The following is a 14,278-nucleotide window of genomic DNA, read 5'->3' on the forward strand; positions in this document are numbered from 1 at the left end:
GCCAAGCCGGCGCCAGGATTCGCCCGACGTTGCTTATTCGTCTTCGTCGAAGCGGTTGTTGATCAGCTCGACCAAGGCTTCCAGCGCCTCGCAGTCCTGCTCGCCTTCGGTATGCAGGTGAACAGGCGTTCCCTTGCCGGCGGCCAGCATCATGACTGCCATGATGCTCTTGCCGTCGACCAGGGTCTCCGGGGCTCGGCCGATGCGCACCGTGCAGGAGTAGCGCCCGGCGATGCCGACGAACTTGGCGGCCGCCCGGGCATGCAGCCCGAGCTTGTTGACGATGGTGACTTCGCAGGTGGGCATCGCGTTATCCATCCTTCAGCAGAGGTCGCGGTGGCGAACCTGAACGTTCTTGAGTGACTGCTTCAATGCCTGGCCGAGCCGGTCGGCCAGGTAGACCGAGCGGTGATGGCCGCCGGTGCAGCCGATCGCGATGGTGACATAGGCGCGGTTATTGGCGGCGAAGCGGGGCAGCCATTTCTGCAGATAGGCCAGGGTGTCCTGGTACATCTCCTCGACGTCCGGCTGGGCGGCGAGGTAATCGGCGACCGGTCGATCCAGTCCGGAAAAGTCGCGCAGATCCGGCTTCCAGTACGGATTGGGCAGACAGCGCACATCGAACACCAGATCGGCATCCACCGGCATCCCCCGCTTGAAGCCGAAGGATTCGATCAGGAAGGCTGTTCCCGGTTCCGGCTTGTTCAGCAGGCGCAGCTCAAGGGTATCGCGCAACTGGTAGAGATTGAGGTGAGTGGTGTCGATCTTGAGGTCGGCCAGGTCCTCGATCGTTGCAAGCAGCCGGCTTTCGTCGCGGATCGCTTCGGCCAGCGAACGGTTCTCGTTGGTCAGCGGATGGCGGCGACGGGTCTCCGAGAAACGCTTGAGCAGGGTCTCGTCGTCGGCATTCAGATAGAGCAGGTCGCAGAGGATGTAGCGGGTGCGCACCTCCGCCAGCAGCTCGGGGAAGCGCTTCAGCTGGCTGGGCAGGTTGCGTGCGTCGATGGATACCGCGACCTGGGGCTGGAGCAGTTCGGTATGCAGCAACGCCCGTTCGGCCAGTTCGGGAAGCAGAACGGCTGGCAGGTTGTCGATGCAGAAAAAACCGTTGTCTTCCAGTACATCGAGGGCGGTGCTTTTGCCCGAACCGGAGCGGCCACTGACGATGATCACGCGCATGATAGGAGTTTTCCGCCACCAGGAGAGATTGCTGAAAGCCGGGCTGCCAATTGCTCGTTCACAGTCGACGGACCTCTTGCCCTCCTGGTCGGAACCTTACAGGCCTTTCTGGGTGTCCGCCACAACCTGATAAAGGGCCTCGCTGCTCCCGACCTGACGCAGGCGCTCGCGCACTTCGCCGCGATCAAGCATGCTGGCGATCTGGCGAAGCAGCTGCAAATGCTCGTCGGTGGCGGCCTCCGGCACCAAGAGGACGAACAGCAGGTCGACCGGTGCGCCATCGATGGCATCGAAGTCGATCGGAGCATCCAGTCGCAGCAGGACGCTGATCGGGGCAGGGCAGCCGGGCAGGCGGCAATGGGGGATGGCGATGCCGTTGCCGAAACCGGTCGAGCCCAGTTTTTCACGGGCAATCAGGCTCTCGAAAATGCTCTGCTGATCCAGATCGGGCATTTCGCGGGCGACCAGATTGGCGATGTATTCGAGAGCGCGCTTCTTGCTGCCCCCCGGCACGTTCACTAAAGAACGGCCGGGAGTCAGGATTTCTTCGAGTCTGATCATGGATGATGGATCAGCGAGCGGTAGCGCCCTGCTGGCGTTCGATTTGCTTTTCCTTGTGCTTGATCAGTTGGCGGTCGAGCTTGTCGACCAGCAGGTCGATGGCGGCGTACATGTCTTCATGCTCGGCGTTGGCGACCACTTCGGCGCCTGCGACATGCAGGGTCGTCTCGATCTTCTGCTTGAGCTTCTCGACGGTCATGATCACTTGCACATTGGTGATGCGGTCGAAATGCCGTTCGAGGCGGCTGAGCTTCTCCTCGACATAGTCGCGCAGGGCGTCGGTCACATCCAGTTGATGTCCACTGATGTTGACTTGCATACCGCTTTCTCCTTGTTTCTGTTTTGATGCAGGTTGACGGCCCTGCTACCGGTATACCTTGCCGCGCCGGCTGGGGCCGGCGATGCCGCTACATGAGCCGCTTGCGCTCGCTGGAGGGCGCGATACTGAGCGATTCACGGTACTTGGCGACTGTGCGGCGAGCCACCTGTATGCCCTGTTCTTCCAGTAAACCAGCGATCTTGCTGTCGCTCAATGGCTTTTTCGGATTTTCCGCGGCGACCAGTTTCTTGATGATGGCGCGGATGGCGGTGGACGAGCACTCGCCGCCCTCGGCAGTGCTGACATGGCTGGAGAAGAAATACTTCAGCTCGTAGATGCCCCGTGGGGTGTGCATGTACTTCTGGGTGGTTACCCGCGAAATGGTCGACTCGTGCATGCCGACGGCTTCGGCGATGTCGTGCAGCACCAGAGGTTTCATCGCTTCCTCGCCATACTCGAGGAAGCCGCGCTGGTGCTCGACGATCTGCGTGGCGACCTTCATCAGCGTCTCGTTGCGGCTCTGCAGGCTCTTGATGAACCAGCGCGCTTCCTGCAGCTGGTTGCGCATGAAGGTGTTGTCGGCACTGGCATCGGCGCGTCTGATGAAGCCGGCGTAATGGGGGTTGATGCGCAGGCGTGGCATGGCTTCCTGATTGAGTTCCACCAGCCAGCGATCATTGTGCTTGCGCACGATGACGTCGGGTACCACGTATTCGGGCTCGCTGGCTTCGATCTGCGCACCGGGGCGCGGATTGAGGCTCTGGATCAGTTCGATCACCGGGCGCAGCTCCTCCTCCTTGAGCTTCATGCGTCGCATCAGTTGGGCGAAGTCGCGGTTGCCGAGCAGGTCGAGATAGTCCCGGGCCAGCCGTTTCGCCTCTTCCAGCCAAGGGGTGTCGATCGGCAGCTGGCGCAGTTGCAGCAGCAGCGATTCGCTGAGGTCGCGGGCGGCAATCCCGGCCGGTTCGAACTGCTGGATACGCCGCAGCACCATTTCCACTTCGTCGAGTTCGATGTCCAGCTCCGGATCCAGGGAGGTGAGGATTTCCTCCAGCGAAGCTTCCAGATAACCGTCGCTGCTGATGCTGTCGATCAGGGTGACGGCGATCAGGCGGTCGGTGTCCGACATCGGTGCCAGGTTGAGCTGCCAGAGCAGGTGGCTCTGCAGGCTTTCGCCCGTCGAAGTGCGGGTGGTGAAATCCCACTCATCGTCGTCGTTGCTCGGCAGGCTGCTGGCACTGGTCTGGTAGATGTCTTCCCAGGCGGTATCCACCGGCAGCTCACTGGGGATGCGCTCATGCCAGTCACCTTCCTCTAGGCCGCCGCGGTCCTCGTTGCCGGATGCGTTCTCGTAGCTCTCCTGATAGGAGCCCTGCGCGGCATCGATAGTGGACTGGTTGCCATGTTCGGCCAACGTATCCGGGCTGTCGTAGTCCTCGGCCTCTTCCTGACGTTCCAGCATGGGGTTGGAGTCGAGTGCCTCCTGGATTTCTTGCTGAAGATCCAGGGTCGACAGTTGGAGCAGACGGATGGCTTGTTGCAGCTGCGGTGTCATCGTCAGCTGCTGACCCATCTTAAGGACTAGCGATGGTTTCATATTGTAGGAAGCACCATATTTGCCGAAGCATTCGCGTCAATCACTACGAGGCGACGATGCGCCTTCTAAAGCAAATTATATGCCTGATTATAACGGAATTTGACTGGCCTATCCCATTTCATAGGGTGTCTCATAGCCGGAATTCGTGGCCGAGATAAACCTCCTGCACCAGTTTGTTGGTGAGGACGGCCTCGGCATCGCCTTCGGCAATCAGTTGCCCGTCGTTGACAATGTAGGCGGTTTCGCAGATATCCAGCGTCTCGCGTACGTTGTGGTCGGTGATCAGGACGCCGATGCCCTTGTTTTTCAGATGATGGATGATCTGCTTGATGTCGTTCACCGAGATCGGGTCGACGCCGGCAAAGGGTTCGTCGAGCAGGATGAACTTCGGCGTGCTGGCCAGGGCTCGGGCGATCTCGACCCGGCGCCGCTCGCCGCCCGAGAGGCTCATGCCGAGGCTGTTGCGGATATGGTTGATGTGGAATTCCTGCAACAGGGCTTCCAAAGCTTGGTGGCGGCCGTCTCTGTCGAGCTCCTTGCGGGTTTCGAGGATTGCCATGATGTTGTCGGCCACCGTGAGCTTGCGGAAGATCGAGGCTTCCTGGGGCAGGTAGCCGACGCCAACCCGGGCACGGCCGTGCATGGGCAGGTGGGTGACGTCGTCCTGATCGATCAGGATGCGCCCTTGGTCGGCTCGGACCAGGCCGACGATCATATAGAAACAGGTGGTTTTGCCGGCGCCGTTGGGGCCGAGCAGGCCGACGATCTGGCCGCTCTCGATGGAGAGACTGACGTCACGGACGACTTGGCGGCCCTTGTAGCTCTTGGCCAGGTGCTGGGCTTTGAGGATGGCCATTACTGTGTCTGTCCCGGCTGCTGTTTCTTTTTCGGTTGGATGACCATGTCGATCCGCGGTTTCGGGCTGGATATCTTGGTCCCGGTGGCGCGTCCGGCATTGACGATCTGGCGCTGGGTGTCGTAGACGATCTTCTCGCCCTCGAAGGTGTTACCGTCTTGGATCACCCGGGCCTTATCGATCAGCACGATGCGTTCGTTGTCGGCGAAGTACTGGATGGTCTGGCCGTAGGCCTTGACGACGCTTTTGTCGGGCGCCGGTTTCTGCTCGTAGTAGGCGGGATTGCCGACCGAAGTGAAGACCTTGATCTCGCCTTTGTCGTCCTGGGTGATGGTGACCTTGTTGCCAGTGATCTTCAACGTACCCTGGGTGATGACCACGTCACCGGTGTAGACGGCAACACCTTGTTTGTCGTCGAGCTCGGCGCTGTCGGCCTGGACGCGAATCGGCTGATCGCGATCGGAAGGAAGGGCCCAAGCGCTCGCAGCGTCCAGCCCGGAGCACAGGCTGAGCAGAAGAGGGAGAGCCCGGTGGGAGAAACGGTTAGCGAACCTCATGCTGGCCTCTTACACTGGACAGCAGGTGCATCCTGCTGTCATCCAAATACGCTTTCATCCCGACGGCCGTGGTCACTCCGTTGGCTGCCTCGATCTTAACGGGTTGTCGAGTCTCCGCATATTCCCTCTCCGGGAACACGCTCAGGCGGCTGGTAGTGAGAATGGTCGGACGTCCCTGCGTGTCGGTGCGCTCGACCCGTACCGCATTGATCAGTTCGACGTGATCGCCTTGCGGGCTGACCTCGCCGTGTTCGCTGCGCACATGCCAAGGGATGGGCGTGCCGCGGAACATCAGCAGGTCGGGCTGGGTCAGTAGGGTGACCTCGCTGGCCTTGAGGTGCTCTACCTTGTCGGCGGTCATCTCGTAGTGCAGTTTGCCTTCGATCTGGTATTGCAGCGTATGGGCGTTGGTCACATAGAAGTCGATGGCACTGTCGTCGAGGGGGGCGGCAGGCTTGTCCATGAAGCTTGCCGGCTGGATGTTCCAGTAGCCCGCTGCTGCCAGCAGGGTGGTCAAAGCGGCCAGGATCAGGGGGAAACGGAGTTTACGCAGCATGATCGCCTCTACAGGTAAGCAGCCTGGGCCGCTTCGAGGTTGCCCTGGGCCTGCAGGATTAGCTCGCAGAATTCGCGAGCCGCGCCTTCGCCGCCGCGTGCCTGGGTGACGCCGTGGGCGTGACATCGAACGAAGCTGTCGGCGCTGGCCACGGCCATGCCCAGGCCGACGCGACGGATGACCGGCAGGTCGGGAAGGTCGTCGCCGAGGTAGGCAACCTGCTCGTAGTCGAGACTCAGCTCGGCGAGCAGTTCGTCCAGTACGGCGAGCTTGTCCTCGCGTCCCTGGTAAAGATGCTGGATGCCCAGGTTTCGGGCGCGGCGCTCGACCACCGGTGTGGTGCGGCCGCTAATGATGGCGGTGTGCACGCCGGAGTTGATCAGCATCTTGATGCCGAGACCGTCGAGGGTGTTGAAGGTCTTGAATTCGCTGCCGTCGGCCAGAAAGTACAGGCGACCGTCGGTGAGAACGCCATCGACATCGAAAATCGCCAGGCGGATAGCTTTGGCCCGCAGCAGTAGTTCGTCGTTCATTCTATAGAACTCCTGCGCGCAGCAGGTCGTGCATGTTCAGTGCGCCGACAGGTCGGTTGGTATCGTCGACCACCACCAAGGCGTTGATCTTGTGGTCTTCCATGATCTTCAGGGCCTGGGCGGCAAGCATCTCGGCGCGGGCAGTCTTGCCGTGCGGGGTCATCACCTCGTCGATGGTGGCCTGACGTACGTCGATGTTGCGGTCCAGAGTGCGACGCAGGTCGCCATCGGTGAAGATACCGGCCAGACGTCCGTCGGCCTCGAGCACCACGGTCATGCCAAGGCCCTTGCGGGTCATTTCCAGCAATGCATCGCGTAGCGTGGTGCCGCGCTGCACGCAGGGCAGGCTGTCGCCGGTATGCATGATGTTTTTCACCTTAAGCAACAGGCGTCGGCCAAGGGCGCCGCCGGGATGGGAGAAGGCGAAGTCCTCGGCGGTGAAGCCGCGTGCCTCGAGCAGGGCGATGGCCAGAGCATCGCCGAGCACCAGGGTGGTGGTTGTGGATGAGGTGGGCGCCAGGTTGAGTGGGCAGGCTTCCTGGCTGACGCCGGCGTCGAGATTGATGGCTGCTGCCTCTGCCAGTGGCGAACCGGGGTTGCCGGTCATGCTGATCAGGGTGATGCCGAGGCGCTGGATCAGTGGCAGCAAGGTGACGATTTCCGCAGTGGAGCCGGAATTGGACAGGGCCAGGATCAGGTCGTCGCGAGTGATCATGCCCATATCGCCATGGCTGGCCTCGCCGGGGTGAACGAAGAATGCCGGCGTGCCAGTACTCGCCAGGGTAGCGGCGATCTTGCGCCCGATAAGGCCGGATTTGCCCATGCCGACGACCACGACCCGCCCCTTACAGTCGAGGATTAGCTTGCAGGCTTTAGCGAAATCGTCGCCTATGCGTGCAAAAAGTGCCTCGATAGCCTCGATTTCCAGACGTATGGTCCGCTGGGCAGACTGGATCGGGTTGCTCGAGTGAGGCATGGTGGGCAGCTCGTCGCTTAAAAAGGCGCCGATTATAGCGGCAAAGGCCATATTGCTCACGCTTCCACTGCCGCGATTGCGACCAAGGCCCCCAGTGGCGGCTGTATGCTTGGGACGCAAGTGTTCGCAGTGTTATAGTGCCTCCCAGTTCGGTCAAGCGGTACGGCGTCCCCTTGTCCTAGGGGTAGCGACGTTTAGCCGAGGGGGTATTCACAAGGAGTCTAGATGAGCGACTCAAACGACTGCGCGGTCATGCTGAAGAAGGTTTCCTTCAAGCGAGGCTCGCGCAGTATCTTCAATAATGTAGACATCCGCATTCCGCGCGGTAAAGTCACCGGCATCATGGGGCCCTCTGGGTGTGGCAAGACCACCCTGTTGCGCCTGATAGCCGCCCAGCTCAAGCCGGAAAGCGGCGAAGTTTGGGTCAATGGACACAACCTCCCGCATCTCTCGCGCAGCGAGCTGTTCGAAATGCGCAAGGAGATGGGGGTGCTCTTCCAGAGTGGCGCACTGTTCACCGATCTGGATGTGTTCGAGAATGTTGCCTTTCCGTTGCGGGTTCATACCAAGCTGCCAGACGAAATGATCCGCGACATCGTGTTGATGAAGCTGCAGGCGGTCGGGTTGCGCGGTGCCATCGATCTGATGCCCGACGAGCTTTCCGGTGGCATGAAACGTCGTGTGGCGTTGGCCCGGGCCATTGCTCTCGATCCGCAGATTCTCATGTATGACGAACCCTTCGTCGGCCAGGACCCAATCGCCATGGGCGTACTGGTGCGGCTGATCCGCCTGCTCAACGATGCTCTCGGCATTACCAGTATAGTGGTCTCCCACGATTTGGCCGAAACGGCCAGTATCGCCGACTATCTCTATGTGGTGGGCGATGGCGAGGTGTTGGGGGAGGGGACTCCCCAGGATCTGATGAACTCTAAGAATCCGCGCGTCACCCAGTTCATGAAGGGGTTGCCGGATGGCCCTGTGCCTTTCCATTTTCCGGCGCCGGATTACCACGACGACCTTCTGGGGAGGCGCTGATGCACAAGAGATCCCTCCTTGAACAGATCGGTCTGCTCGGACGCTCCGCCATCGACGTAGTCGAGGCGATGGGGCGTTCCACGCTGTTCCTGTTGCATGCCGTGTTCGGTCGTGGTGGTGCCGGCAGCAGCTTTCAGTTGCTGGTCAAGCAGATCCATGCGATTGGTGTGCTGTCTCTGCCGATCATCATCGTGTCCGGCCTCTTCATTGGCATGGTGCTGGCGCTGCAAGGCTATAACATCTTGGTCAGCTATGGTTCGGAGGAGGCAGTCGGGCAGATGGTCGCTCTGACCTTGTTGCGCGAACTGGGGCCGGTCGTCACCGGCTTGTTGTTCGCCGGGCGTGCCGGTTCGGCGCTTACCGCGGAAATCGGCAACATGAAGTCCACCGAGCAGCTTTCCAGTCTGGAGATGATCGGCGTGGACCCGCTTAAGTACATCATTGCGCCACGCCTGTGGGCCGGTTTCATTTCCATGCCGCTGTTGGCCGCGATCTTCAACGTGGTTGGCGTCTGGGGTAGTGCCATGGTCGCGGTGGACTGGCTGGGGGTCTACGAGGGGTCGTTCTGGGCCAGCATGCAGAATAGCGTGGATCTGTACGAGGACGTGGTCAATGGTGCGATCAAGAGCATTGTCTTTGCCTTCGTGGCGACCTGGATCGCCGTGTTCCAGGGGTATGATTGCGAGCCAACTTCGGAAGGGATCGGTCGCGCTACTACAAGAACAGTGGTCTATGCCTCTCTGGCCGTACTGGGATTGGACTTCATTCTGACAGCCTTGATGTTTGGAGATAACTGATGCAAACCCGCACCCTGGAAACCGGTGTCGGCCTGTTCATCCTGGCAGGTATGCTGGCCCTCCTGCTGCTGGCACTGCGTGTCAGCGGTCTGACGGTCAGCACCACTGGTGATACCTACAAGCTCTATGCATATTTCGACAACATCTCTGGCCTCTCGGTCAGGGCTAAGGTGGCCATGGCTGGTGTCGCCATCGGCAAGGTCACAGCCATCGACCTGGATCGCAACAGCTATACCGGCCGTGTGACCATGGAGCTGGAGAAGCGCGTCGACAACCTGCCGATCGACTCCACGGCCTCTATCCTGACGTCGGGCCTGTTGGGGGAGAAGTATATCGGCCTCAGTGTCGGGGGCGAGGAGAAGTTGTTGAAGGATGGCGACTCCATTCGGGATACTCAGTCGGCGCTGGTGCTTGAGGATTTGATCGGCAAGTTCATGATGAACACCGTCAATAAAGATAAAAGCAAAGAAGAATAGTTTAGTTTATAGAGGATATCTCCATGCTTACTGTTTTGCGTCGTGGTTTTCTGGTGTTACTGACACTCCTGCCGCTGTTTGCAGCTGCATCGAGCACTCCCCATCAAGTGGTACAGCAGACCACCGATACGCTGCTCAGCGATCTCAAGAAGAATAAGGCTGCCTATAAGAGCAATCCACAAGCCTTTTATGATGCTCTGGATCGAATCCTCGGGCCGGTGGTGGATGCCGAGGGAATTTCTCGCAGCATCATGACCGTCAAGTATGCGAACCAGGCGACTCCCGGGCAGATGACTCGCTTTCAGGAAAATTTCAAGCGTAGCCTGATGCAGTTCTACGGCAATGCCCTGCTTGAGTACACCAATCAGGATATCCGCGTACTGCCCTCGTCCGTGCCGGTCGAAGGTGATCGTGCCAGCGTTGGTATGGAGGTTCGCGATAGTTACGGTACCGTCTATCCGGTTTCCTACACGATGGTGAAGAAGGATGGGCAGTGGGTGATGCGCAATGTCGTCCTCAATGGCATCAACATTGGCAAGCTGTTCCGCGACCAGTTCGCCGATAGCATGAAGCGCAACGGTCAGAATCTGGACAAGACCATCGATGGCTGGGCTGATGTGGTAGCCAAGGCCAAGGACAGCGAGGAAGGCCAGAAGGCTGTGGGGCAATGAGCGATGCCTCGATTCGCCAGGTCGAGCCCGGTGTGCTCGTCCTCGCCGGCGTAATCGACTACAGCACCGGCCCGGCTCTGCGGCAGCAGGGCCGGGTGCTGATCAGTGCCGCCAAAGCGGCGGAGCTGGTGCTCGACTGCGCGGAGGTGGAAAAGTCCAGCAGTGTCGGCCCATCCCTGCTGCTAGCTTATTTGCGTGATGCCAAGGCCGTTGGCAAGCGCCTGCGGATGCGCGCATTGCCCCAGGACATGCGCGAAATCGCACAAGTCTGCGGTTTGCTCGAACTACTGCCGTTGGAAGCTTGACGGGGTCACGTAGGGTTCTCCGTCGGAGCCGATATCGGCAGGGTTCGCAGTTGGTAGGCTTTTTTGTAAGATGGCCGGCTTCCCGGGGCGTGCAGGAAGCTGGTCGTCTCACGGCCCCGTTTGCTTTGCGCCGACATCCACCGCAGGAGTAATTCATGACAGCTTCCGAGGTATGCATGCAGCCCACTGAAGTCAAAAGCTTTCTGGAGAGTAGACTGGCCGGCACTCAAGTCGAGGTGCAGGGGCAGGGTTGCGACTTTCAGCTCAATCTGATCAGCGATGACTTGGCCGGCATGAGCCCGGTGAAGCGTCAGCAACTGGTCTATGCCCAGTTGAACGACTGGATCGTCGATGGCCGCATCCATGCCATCACTATGAAGTTCTTCAGTCGCGCCGCTTGGGCCGAGCGTTCCTGAGCCTGCCTGCGCGAGAAAACATGGACAAATTGATTATTACCGGCGGTCAGCGCCTCGATGGCGAGATCCGCATTTCCGGGGCGAAGAACGCGGCGCTGCCGATCCTCGCTGCGACCCTGCTGGCCGATACGCCGGTCACCGTCTGTAACCTGCCGCACCTGCACGACATCACCACGATGATCGAGCTTTTCGGGCGCATGGGTGTGCAGCCGGTGATCGACGAAAAGCTCAGCGTGGAGGTGGATGCCAGCGCTATCAGGACGCTGGTAGCACCTTACGAACTGGTCAAGACCATGCGTGCCTCGATCTTGGTGCTCGGCCCGATGGTCGCTCGTTTTGGCGAGGCTGAGGTGGCTCTGCCGGGCGGTTGCGCCATCGGCTCGCGGCCGGTCGACCTGCATATCCGCGGCCTCGAGGCGCTGGGTGCGCAGATCGAGATGGAGGGCGGTTACATCAAGGCCAAGGCGCCGGCCGGCGGTCTGCGTGGCGGGCATTTCTTTTTCGACATCGTCAGCGTGACCGGCACCGAAAACATCATGATGGCCGCAGCGCTGGCCAGTGGGCGTACCGTATTGGAGAACGCCGCCCGCGAGCCGGAGGTGGTCGATCTGGCCAACTTCCTGAACAGTATGGGTGCGCAGATCAAGGGTGCCGGTACCGACACCATCGTCATCGAGGGCGTCAAGCGCTTGGGTGGCGGCCGTTACAGTGTGATGCCCGACCGCATCGAGACCGGTACTTATCTGGTGGCTGCAGCGGTTACTGGGGGGAGAGTCAAACTCAAGGATACCGATCCGACTATTCTCGAGGCTGTGCTGCTCAAGCTGGAAGAGGCGGGTGCGCAGATCGATACCGGTAACAACTGGATCTCGCTGGATATGAAGGGTAACCGGCCCAGGGCCGTGAGCGTGCGCACTGCACCGTACCCGGCGTTCCCCACCGATATGCAGGCACAGTTCATTTCCCTGAATGCCGTCGCCGAAGGCACGGGAGCGGTCATCGAGACCGTGTTCGAGAACCGCTTCATGCATGTCTACGAAATGCACCGTATGGGTGCGCAGATTCTGGTGGAGGGCAATACGGCCATCGTCACCGGTGTGCCGCACCTAAAAGGGGCTCCGGTGATGGCTACCGACCTGCGCGCCTCCGCCAGCCTGGTGATTGCCGGCTTGGTAGCCGAGGGCGATACCCTGATCGACCGCATTTACCACATTGATCGTGGCTACGAATGCATCGAGGAAAAGTTGCAGCTGCTCGGCGCCAAGATCCGCCGCATCCCGGGCTAGGCCTGGCGCTGTCGCGGCGCCGACCTTGGCCCCGAGGGGGTCAATATCCAAGGACATCCGTTTTCATGCTCACCATTGCTCTGTCCAAAGGCCGTATTCTCGACGATACCCTGCCATTGCTCGCCGAAGCCGGTATCGTACCGACCGAGAATCCGGACAAGAGTCGCAAGCTCATCATTCCGACCACTCAGGAGGACGTGCGCCTGCTGATCGTCCGTGCCACCGACGTGCCGACCTATGTCGAGAACGGTGCCGCCGATTTGGGCGTGGCCGGCAAGGATGTACTGATGGAGTATGGCGGTCAGGGGCTGTACGAGCCGCTTGATCTGAATATCGCCAACTGCAAGCTGATGACTGCCGGCAAGGTCGGTGCACCCGAGCCCAAGGGGCGCCTGCGGGTGGCCACCAAATTCGTCAGTGTGGCCAAGCGCTACTATGCCGAGCAGGGCCGCCAAGTAGACATCATCAAGCTGTACGGCTCCATGGAGTTGGCACCGCTGGTGGGGCTGGCCGACAAGATTATCGACGTGGTCGACACCGGTAACACCCTGCGCGCCAACGGTCTGGAGCCTCAGGAACTGATTGCCACCATCAGTTCGCGGCTGATCGTCAACAAGGCCTCGATGAAGATGCAGCATGCGCGCATCCAGTCGTTGATCGACACCTTGCGCAAGGCTGTCGAGTCGCGACACCGGAGCTGACCCGGACCTGTCTACGCCTTCCGTGTCATAGCGAAATTCTCGGGTGCCCGCGCGGAAGGCTTGCTAGTCTAGCGGCGCCCGAGTTTCTGCCAATCACGAGGCCTGTTATGACCGCACCCATCGCCATTCGCCGACTCGACGCCGCCGATCCGCAGTTTGCCCACCACCTGGATCATCTGCTGAGCTGGGAAAGCGTCTCCGATGATGCGGTCAACCAGCGCGTGCTGGATATCATCCAGGCCGTGCGTACGCGCGGCGATGACGCGGTCGTGGAGTTCACCCAGCGCTTCGATGGCGTCGCAGCCAGCTCCATGGCCGAGCTGATCCTGCCTCGCGAGCGTCTGGAGCTGGCCCTGACCCGGATCAGCGGTGAGCAGCGTGGGGCGCTGGAAAAGGCCGCCGAGCGCGTGCGCCTGTACCACGAGCGGCAGAAGCAGGACTCCTGGACCTACACCGAGGCTGACGGCACCGTGCTTGGTCAGCAGGTCACCCCGTTGGATCGCGCTGGCCTTTATGTGCCCGGTGGCAAGGCCGCCTACCCCTCCTCGGTGCTGATGAACGCCATCCCGGCCAAAGTCGCCGGCGTCGCCGAGGTGGTGATGGTGGTGCCGACGCCTCGTGGCGAACTCAACGAGCTAGTGCTGGCTGCCGCCTGCGTGGCCGGCGTCGACCGTGTGTTTACCATCGGCGGCGCCCAGGCGGTTGCGGCGCTGGCTTACGGCACCGAGAGCGTGCCGCAGGTGGACAAGATCGTCGGCCCGGGCAACATCTATGTGGCCACCGCCAAGCGCCATGTGTTCGGCCAGGTCGGCATCGACATGATCGCCGGTCCTTCGGAAATCCTGGTTGTCTGCGATGGCCAGACCGATCCTGACTGGATCGCCATGGACCTTTTTTCCCAGGCCGAGCACGACGAGGATGCCCAGTCGATCCTGGTCAGCCCGGACGGCGCCTTTCTTGACCGTGTGGCCGAAAGCATCGCCCGCCTGCTGCCGGCCATGGAGCGCGCCGAGATCATCCGTACCTCGCTGGAGGGCCGTGGTGCGCTGATCCAGGTCGTCGACATGGAGCAGGCCATCGCCGTAGCCAACCGTATCGCCCCCGAGCATCTCGAGCTGTCGGTAGCCGAGCCTCAGCAGTGGCTGCCGAGGATTCGCCACGCCGGTGCGATCTTCATGGGGCGTTACACGGCAGAAGCCCTGGGTGATTACTGTGCCGGGCCGAACCATGTGCTACCGACTTCCGGAACCGCGCGCTTCTCCTCGCCGCTGGGCGTCTACGACTTCCAGAAACGCTCGTCGATCATCTTCTGTTCGGCCGACGGCGCCTCCGAACTGGGCAAGACCGCCTCGGTGCTGGCGCGCGGCGAGTCGCTGACCGCCCACGCACGCAGCGCCGAGTACCGCATCAAGGGCTGAAGCCGGCACGAACCCTGTAGGAGCTCGCTTGTTGGCGAT

19 protein-coding genes are annotated in these 14,278 nt (G+C 60.9%); 9 read left to right on the forward strand and 10 right to left on the reverse strand.

What is annotated here, in order from left to right:
• Positions 1 to 33: 33 nt before the first annotated feature.
• The 10 genes from BMY22_RS13235 to BMY22_RS13280 all read right to left on the reverse strand — a co-directional run bounded on the left by BMY22_RS13235 (position 34) and on the right by BMY22_RS13280 (position 7,134).
• Positions 34 to 306, reverse strand: a complete 273-nt coding sequence (locus tag BMY22_RS13235) for an HPr family phosphocarrier protein (protein ID WP_090622725.1) — start codon at positions 304 to 306, stop codon at positions 34 to 36.
• Between the two features lie 15 nt (positions 307 to 321).
• Positions 322 to 1,179 carry an RNase adapter RapZ gene (gene rapZ / locus BMY22_RS13240; RefSeq protein ID WP_090622727.1) on the reverse strand — a complete coding sequence of 286 codons (858 nt, stop codon included), beginning with the start codon at positions 1,177 to 1,179 and terminating at the stop codon, positions 322 to 324.
• Positions 1,180 to 1,275: 96 nt separating this feature from the next.
• A complete protein-coding gene (ptsN, locus tag BMY22_RS13245; RefSeq protein WP_090622729.1) occupies positions 1,276 to 1,740 on the reverse strand; it encodes a PTS IIA-like nitrogen regulatory protein PtsN in 465 nt (154 codons plus the stop codon).
• A gap of 10 nt (positions 1,741 to 1,750) precedes the next feature.
• Entirely contained in the window at positions 1,751 to 2,059 is a 309-nt protein-coding gene (hpf, locus tag BMY22_RS13250; protein WP_090622732.1) for a ribosome hibernation-promoting factor, HPF/YfiA family, read from the reverse strand.
• Positions 2,060 to 2,147: 88 nt separating this feature from the next.
• A complete protein-coding gene (locus tag BMY22_RS13255; RefSeq protein ID WP_090622735.1) occupies positions 2,148 to 3,656 on the reverse strand; it encodes an RNA polymerase factor sigma-54 in 1,509 nt (502 codons plus the stop codon).
• 130 nt (positions 3,657 to 3,786) lie between these two features.
• On the reverse strand, positions 3,787 to 4,512 hold the full coding sequence (gene lptB, locus BMY22_RS13260) for an LPS export ABC transporter ATP-binding protein (protein ID WP_090622736.1): 726 nt from the start codon (positions 4,510 to 4,512) through the stop codon (positions 3,787 to 3,789).
• Positions 4,512 to 5,069, reverse strand: coding sequence for a lipopolysaccharide transport periplasmic protein LptA (lptA, locus tag BMY22_RS13265; protein WP_090622739.1), 558 nt, complete (start codon positions 5,067 to 5,069; stop codon positions 4,512 to 4,514). The genes lptB and lptA overlap by 1 nt, the downstream gene beginning before the upstream one ends.
• Complete coding sequence (gene lptC, locus BMY22_RS13270; RefSeq protein WP_090622800.1) at positions 5,056 to 5,628, reverse strand: LPS export ABC transporter periplasmic protein LptC; 573 nt, start codon at positions 5,626 to 5,628, stop codon at positions 5,056 to 5,058. Before lptC ends, lptA begins: the two co-directional genes overlap by 14 nt.
• Positions 5,629 to 5,633: 5 nt before the next feature.
• Entirely contained in the window at positions 5,634 to 6,158 is a 525-nt protein-coding gene (locus BMY22_RS13275) for a KdsC family phosphatase (RefSeq protein WP_090622741.1), read from the reverse strand.
• A gap of 1 nt (position 6,159) precedes the next feature.
• On the reverse strand, positions 6,160 to 7,134 hold the full coding sequence (locus BMY22_RS13280; RefSeq protein WP_090622803.1) for a KpsF/GutQ family sugar-phosphate isomerase: 975 nt from the start codon (positions 7,132 to 7,134) through the stop codon (positions 6,160 to 6,162).
• 225 nt (positions 7,135 to 7,359) lie between these two features.
• On the opposite strand from BMY22_RS13280, the gene BMY22_RS13285 reads away from it, so the two are divergent.
• The 9 genes from BMY22_RS13285 (at position 7,360) to hisD (ending at position 14,239) form a co-directional block, all read left to right on the forward strand.
• A complete protein-coding gene (locus tag BMY22_RS13285) occupies positions 7,360 to 8,169 on the forward strand; it encodes an ATP-binding cassette domain-containing protein (protein WP_090622743.1) in 810 nt (269 codons plus the stop codon).
• Positions 8,169 to 8,966: a lipid asymmetry maintenance ABC transporter permease subunit MlaE gene (gene mlaE / locus BMY22_RS13290; RefSeq protein WP_090622745.1), complete on the forward strand. Its 798-nt coding sequence runs from the start codon at positions 8,169 to 8,171 to the stop codon at positions 8,964 to 8,966. The genes BMY22_RS13285 and mlaE overlap by 1 nt, the downstream gene beginning before the upstream one ends.
• Positions 8,966 to 9,442: an outer membrane lipid asymmetry maintenance protein MlaD gene (gene mlaD, locus BMY22_RS13295; RefSeq protein WP_090622747.1), complete on the forward strand. Its 477-nt coding sequence runs from the start codon at positions 8,966 to 8,968 to the stop codon at positions 9,440 to 9,442. The genes mlaE and mlaD overlap by 1 nt, the downstream gene beginning before the upstream one ends.
• Before the next feature lie 23 nt (positions 9,443 to 9,465).
• Entirely contained in the window at positions 9,466 to 10,113 is a 648-nt protein-coding gene (locus BMY22_RS13300) for an MlaC/ttg2D family ABC transporter substrate-binding protein (RefSeq protein WP_090622749.1), read from the forward strand.
• Positions 10,110 to 10,418: an STAS domain-containing protein gene (locus BMY22_RS13305; RefSeq protein WP_090622752.1), complete on the forward strand. Its 309-nt coding sequence runs from the start codon at positions 10,110 to 10,112 to the stop codon at positions 10,416 to 10,418. Before BMY22_RS13300 ends, BMY22_RS13305 begins: the two co-directional genes overlap by 4 nt.
• A gap of 176 nt (positions 10,419 to 10,594) precedes the next feature.
• Positions 10,595 to 10,834, forward strand: coding sequence for a BolA family protein (locus tag BMY22_RS13310; protein ID WP_090622804.1), 240 nt, complete (start codon positions 10,595 to 10,597; stop codon positions 10,832 to 10,834).
• A gap of 20 nt (positions 10,835 to 10,854) precedes the next feature.
• Positions 10,855 to 12,120 (forward strand): UDP-N-acetylglucosamine 1-carboxyvinyltransferase, encoded by a 1,266-nt coding sequence (gene murA / locus BMY22_RS13315; RefSeq protein ID WP_090622754.1) that lies wholly within the window; start codon positions 10,855 to 10,857, stop codon positions 12,118 to 12,120.
• Positions 12,121 to 12,185: 65 nt separating this feature from the next.
• Positions 12,186 to 12,821, forward strand: coding sequence for an ATP phosphoribosyltransferase (gene hisG, locus BMY22_RS13320; RefSeq protein WP_090622757.1), 636 nt, complete (start codon positions 12,186 to 12,188; stop codon positions 12,819 to 12,821).
• 107 nt (positions 12,822 to 12,928) lie between these two features.
• Positions 12,929 to 14,239: a histidinol dehydrogenase gene (gene hisD, locus BMY22_RS13325; protein WP_090622759.1), complete on the forward strand. Its 1,311-nt coding sequence runs from the start codon at positions 12,929 to 12,931 to the stop codon at positions 14,237 to 14,239.
• Positions 14,240 to 14,278 lie beyond the last annotated feature (39 nt).

The organism is Azotobacter beijerinckii, assembly GCF_900110885.1.
Classification (GTDB): Bacteria; Pseudomonadota; Gammaproteobacteria; order Pseudomonadales; family Pseudomonadaceae; genus Azotobacter; species Azotobacter beijerinckii.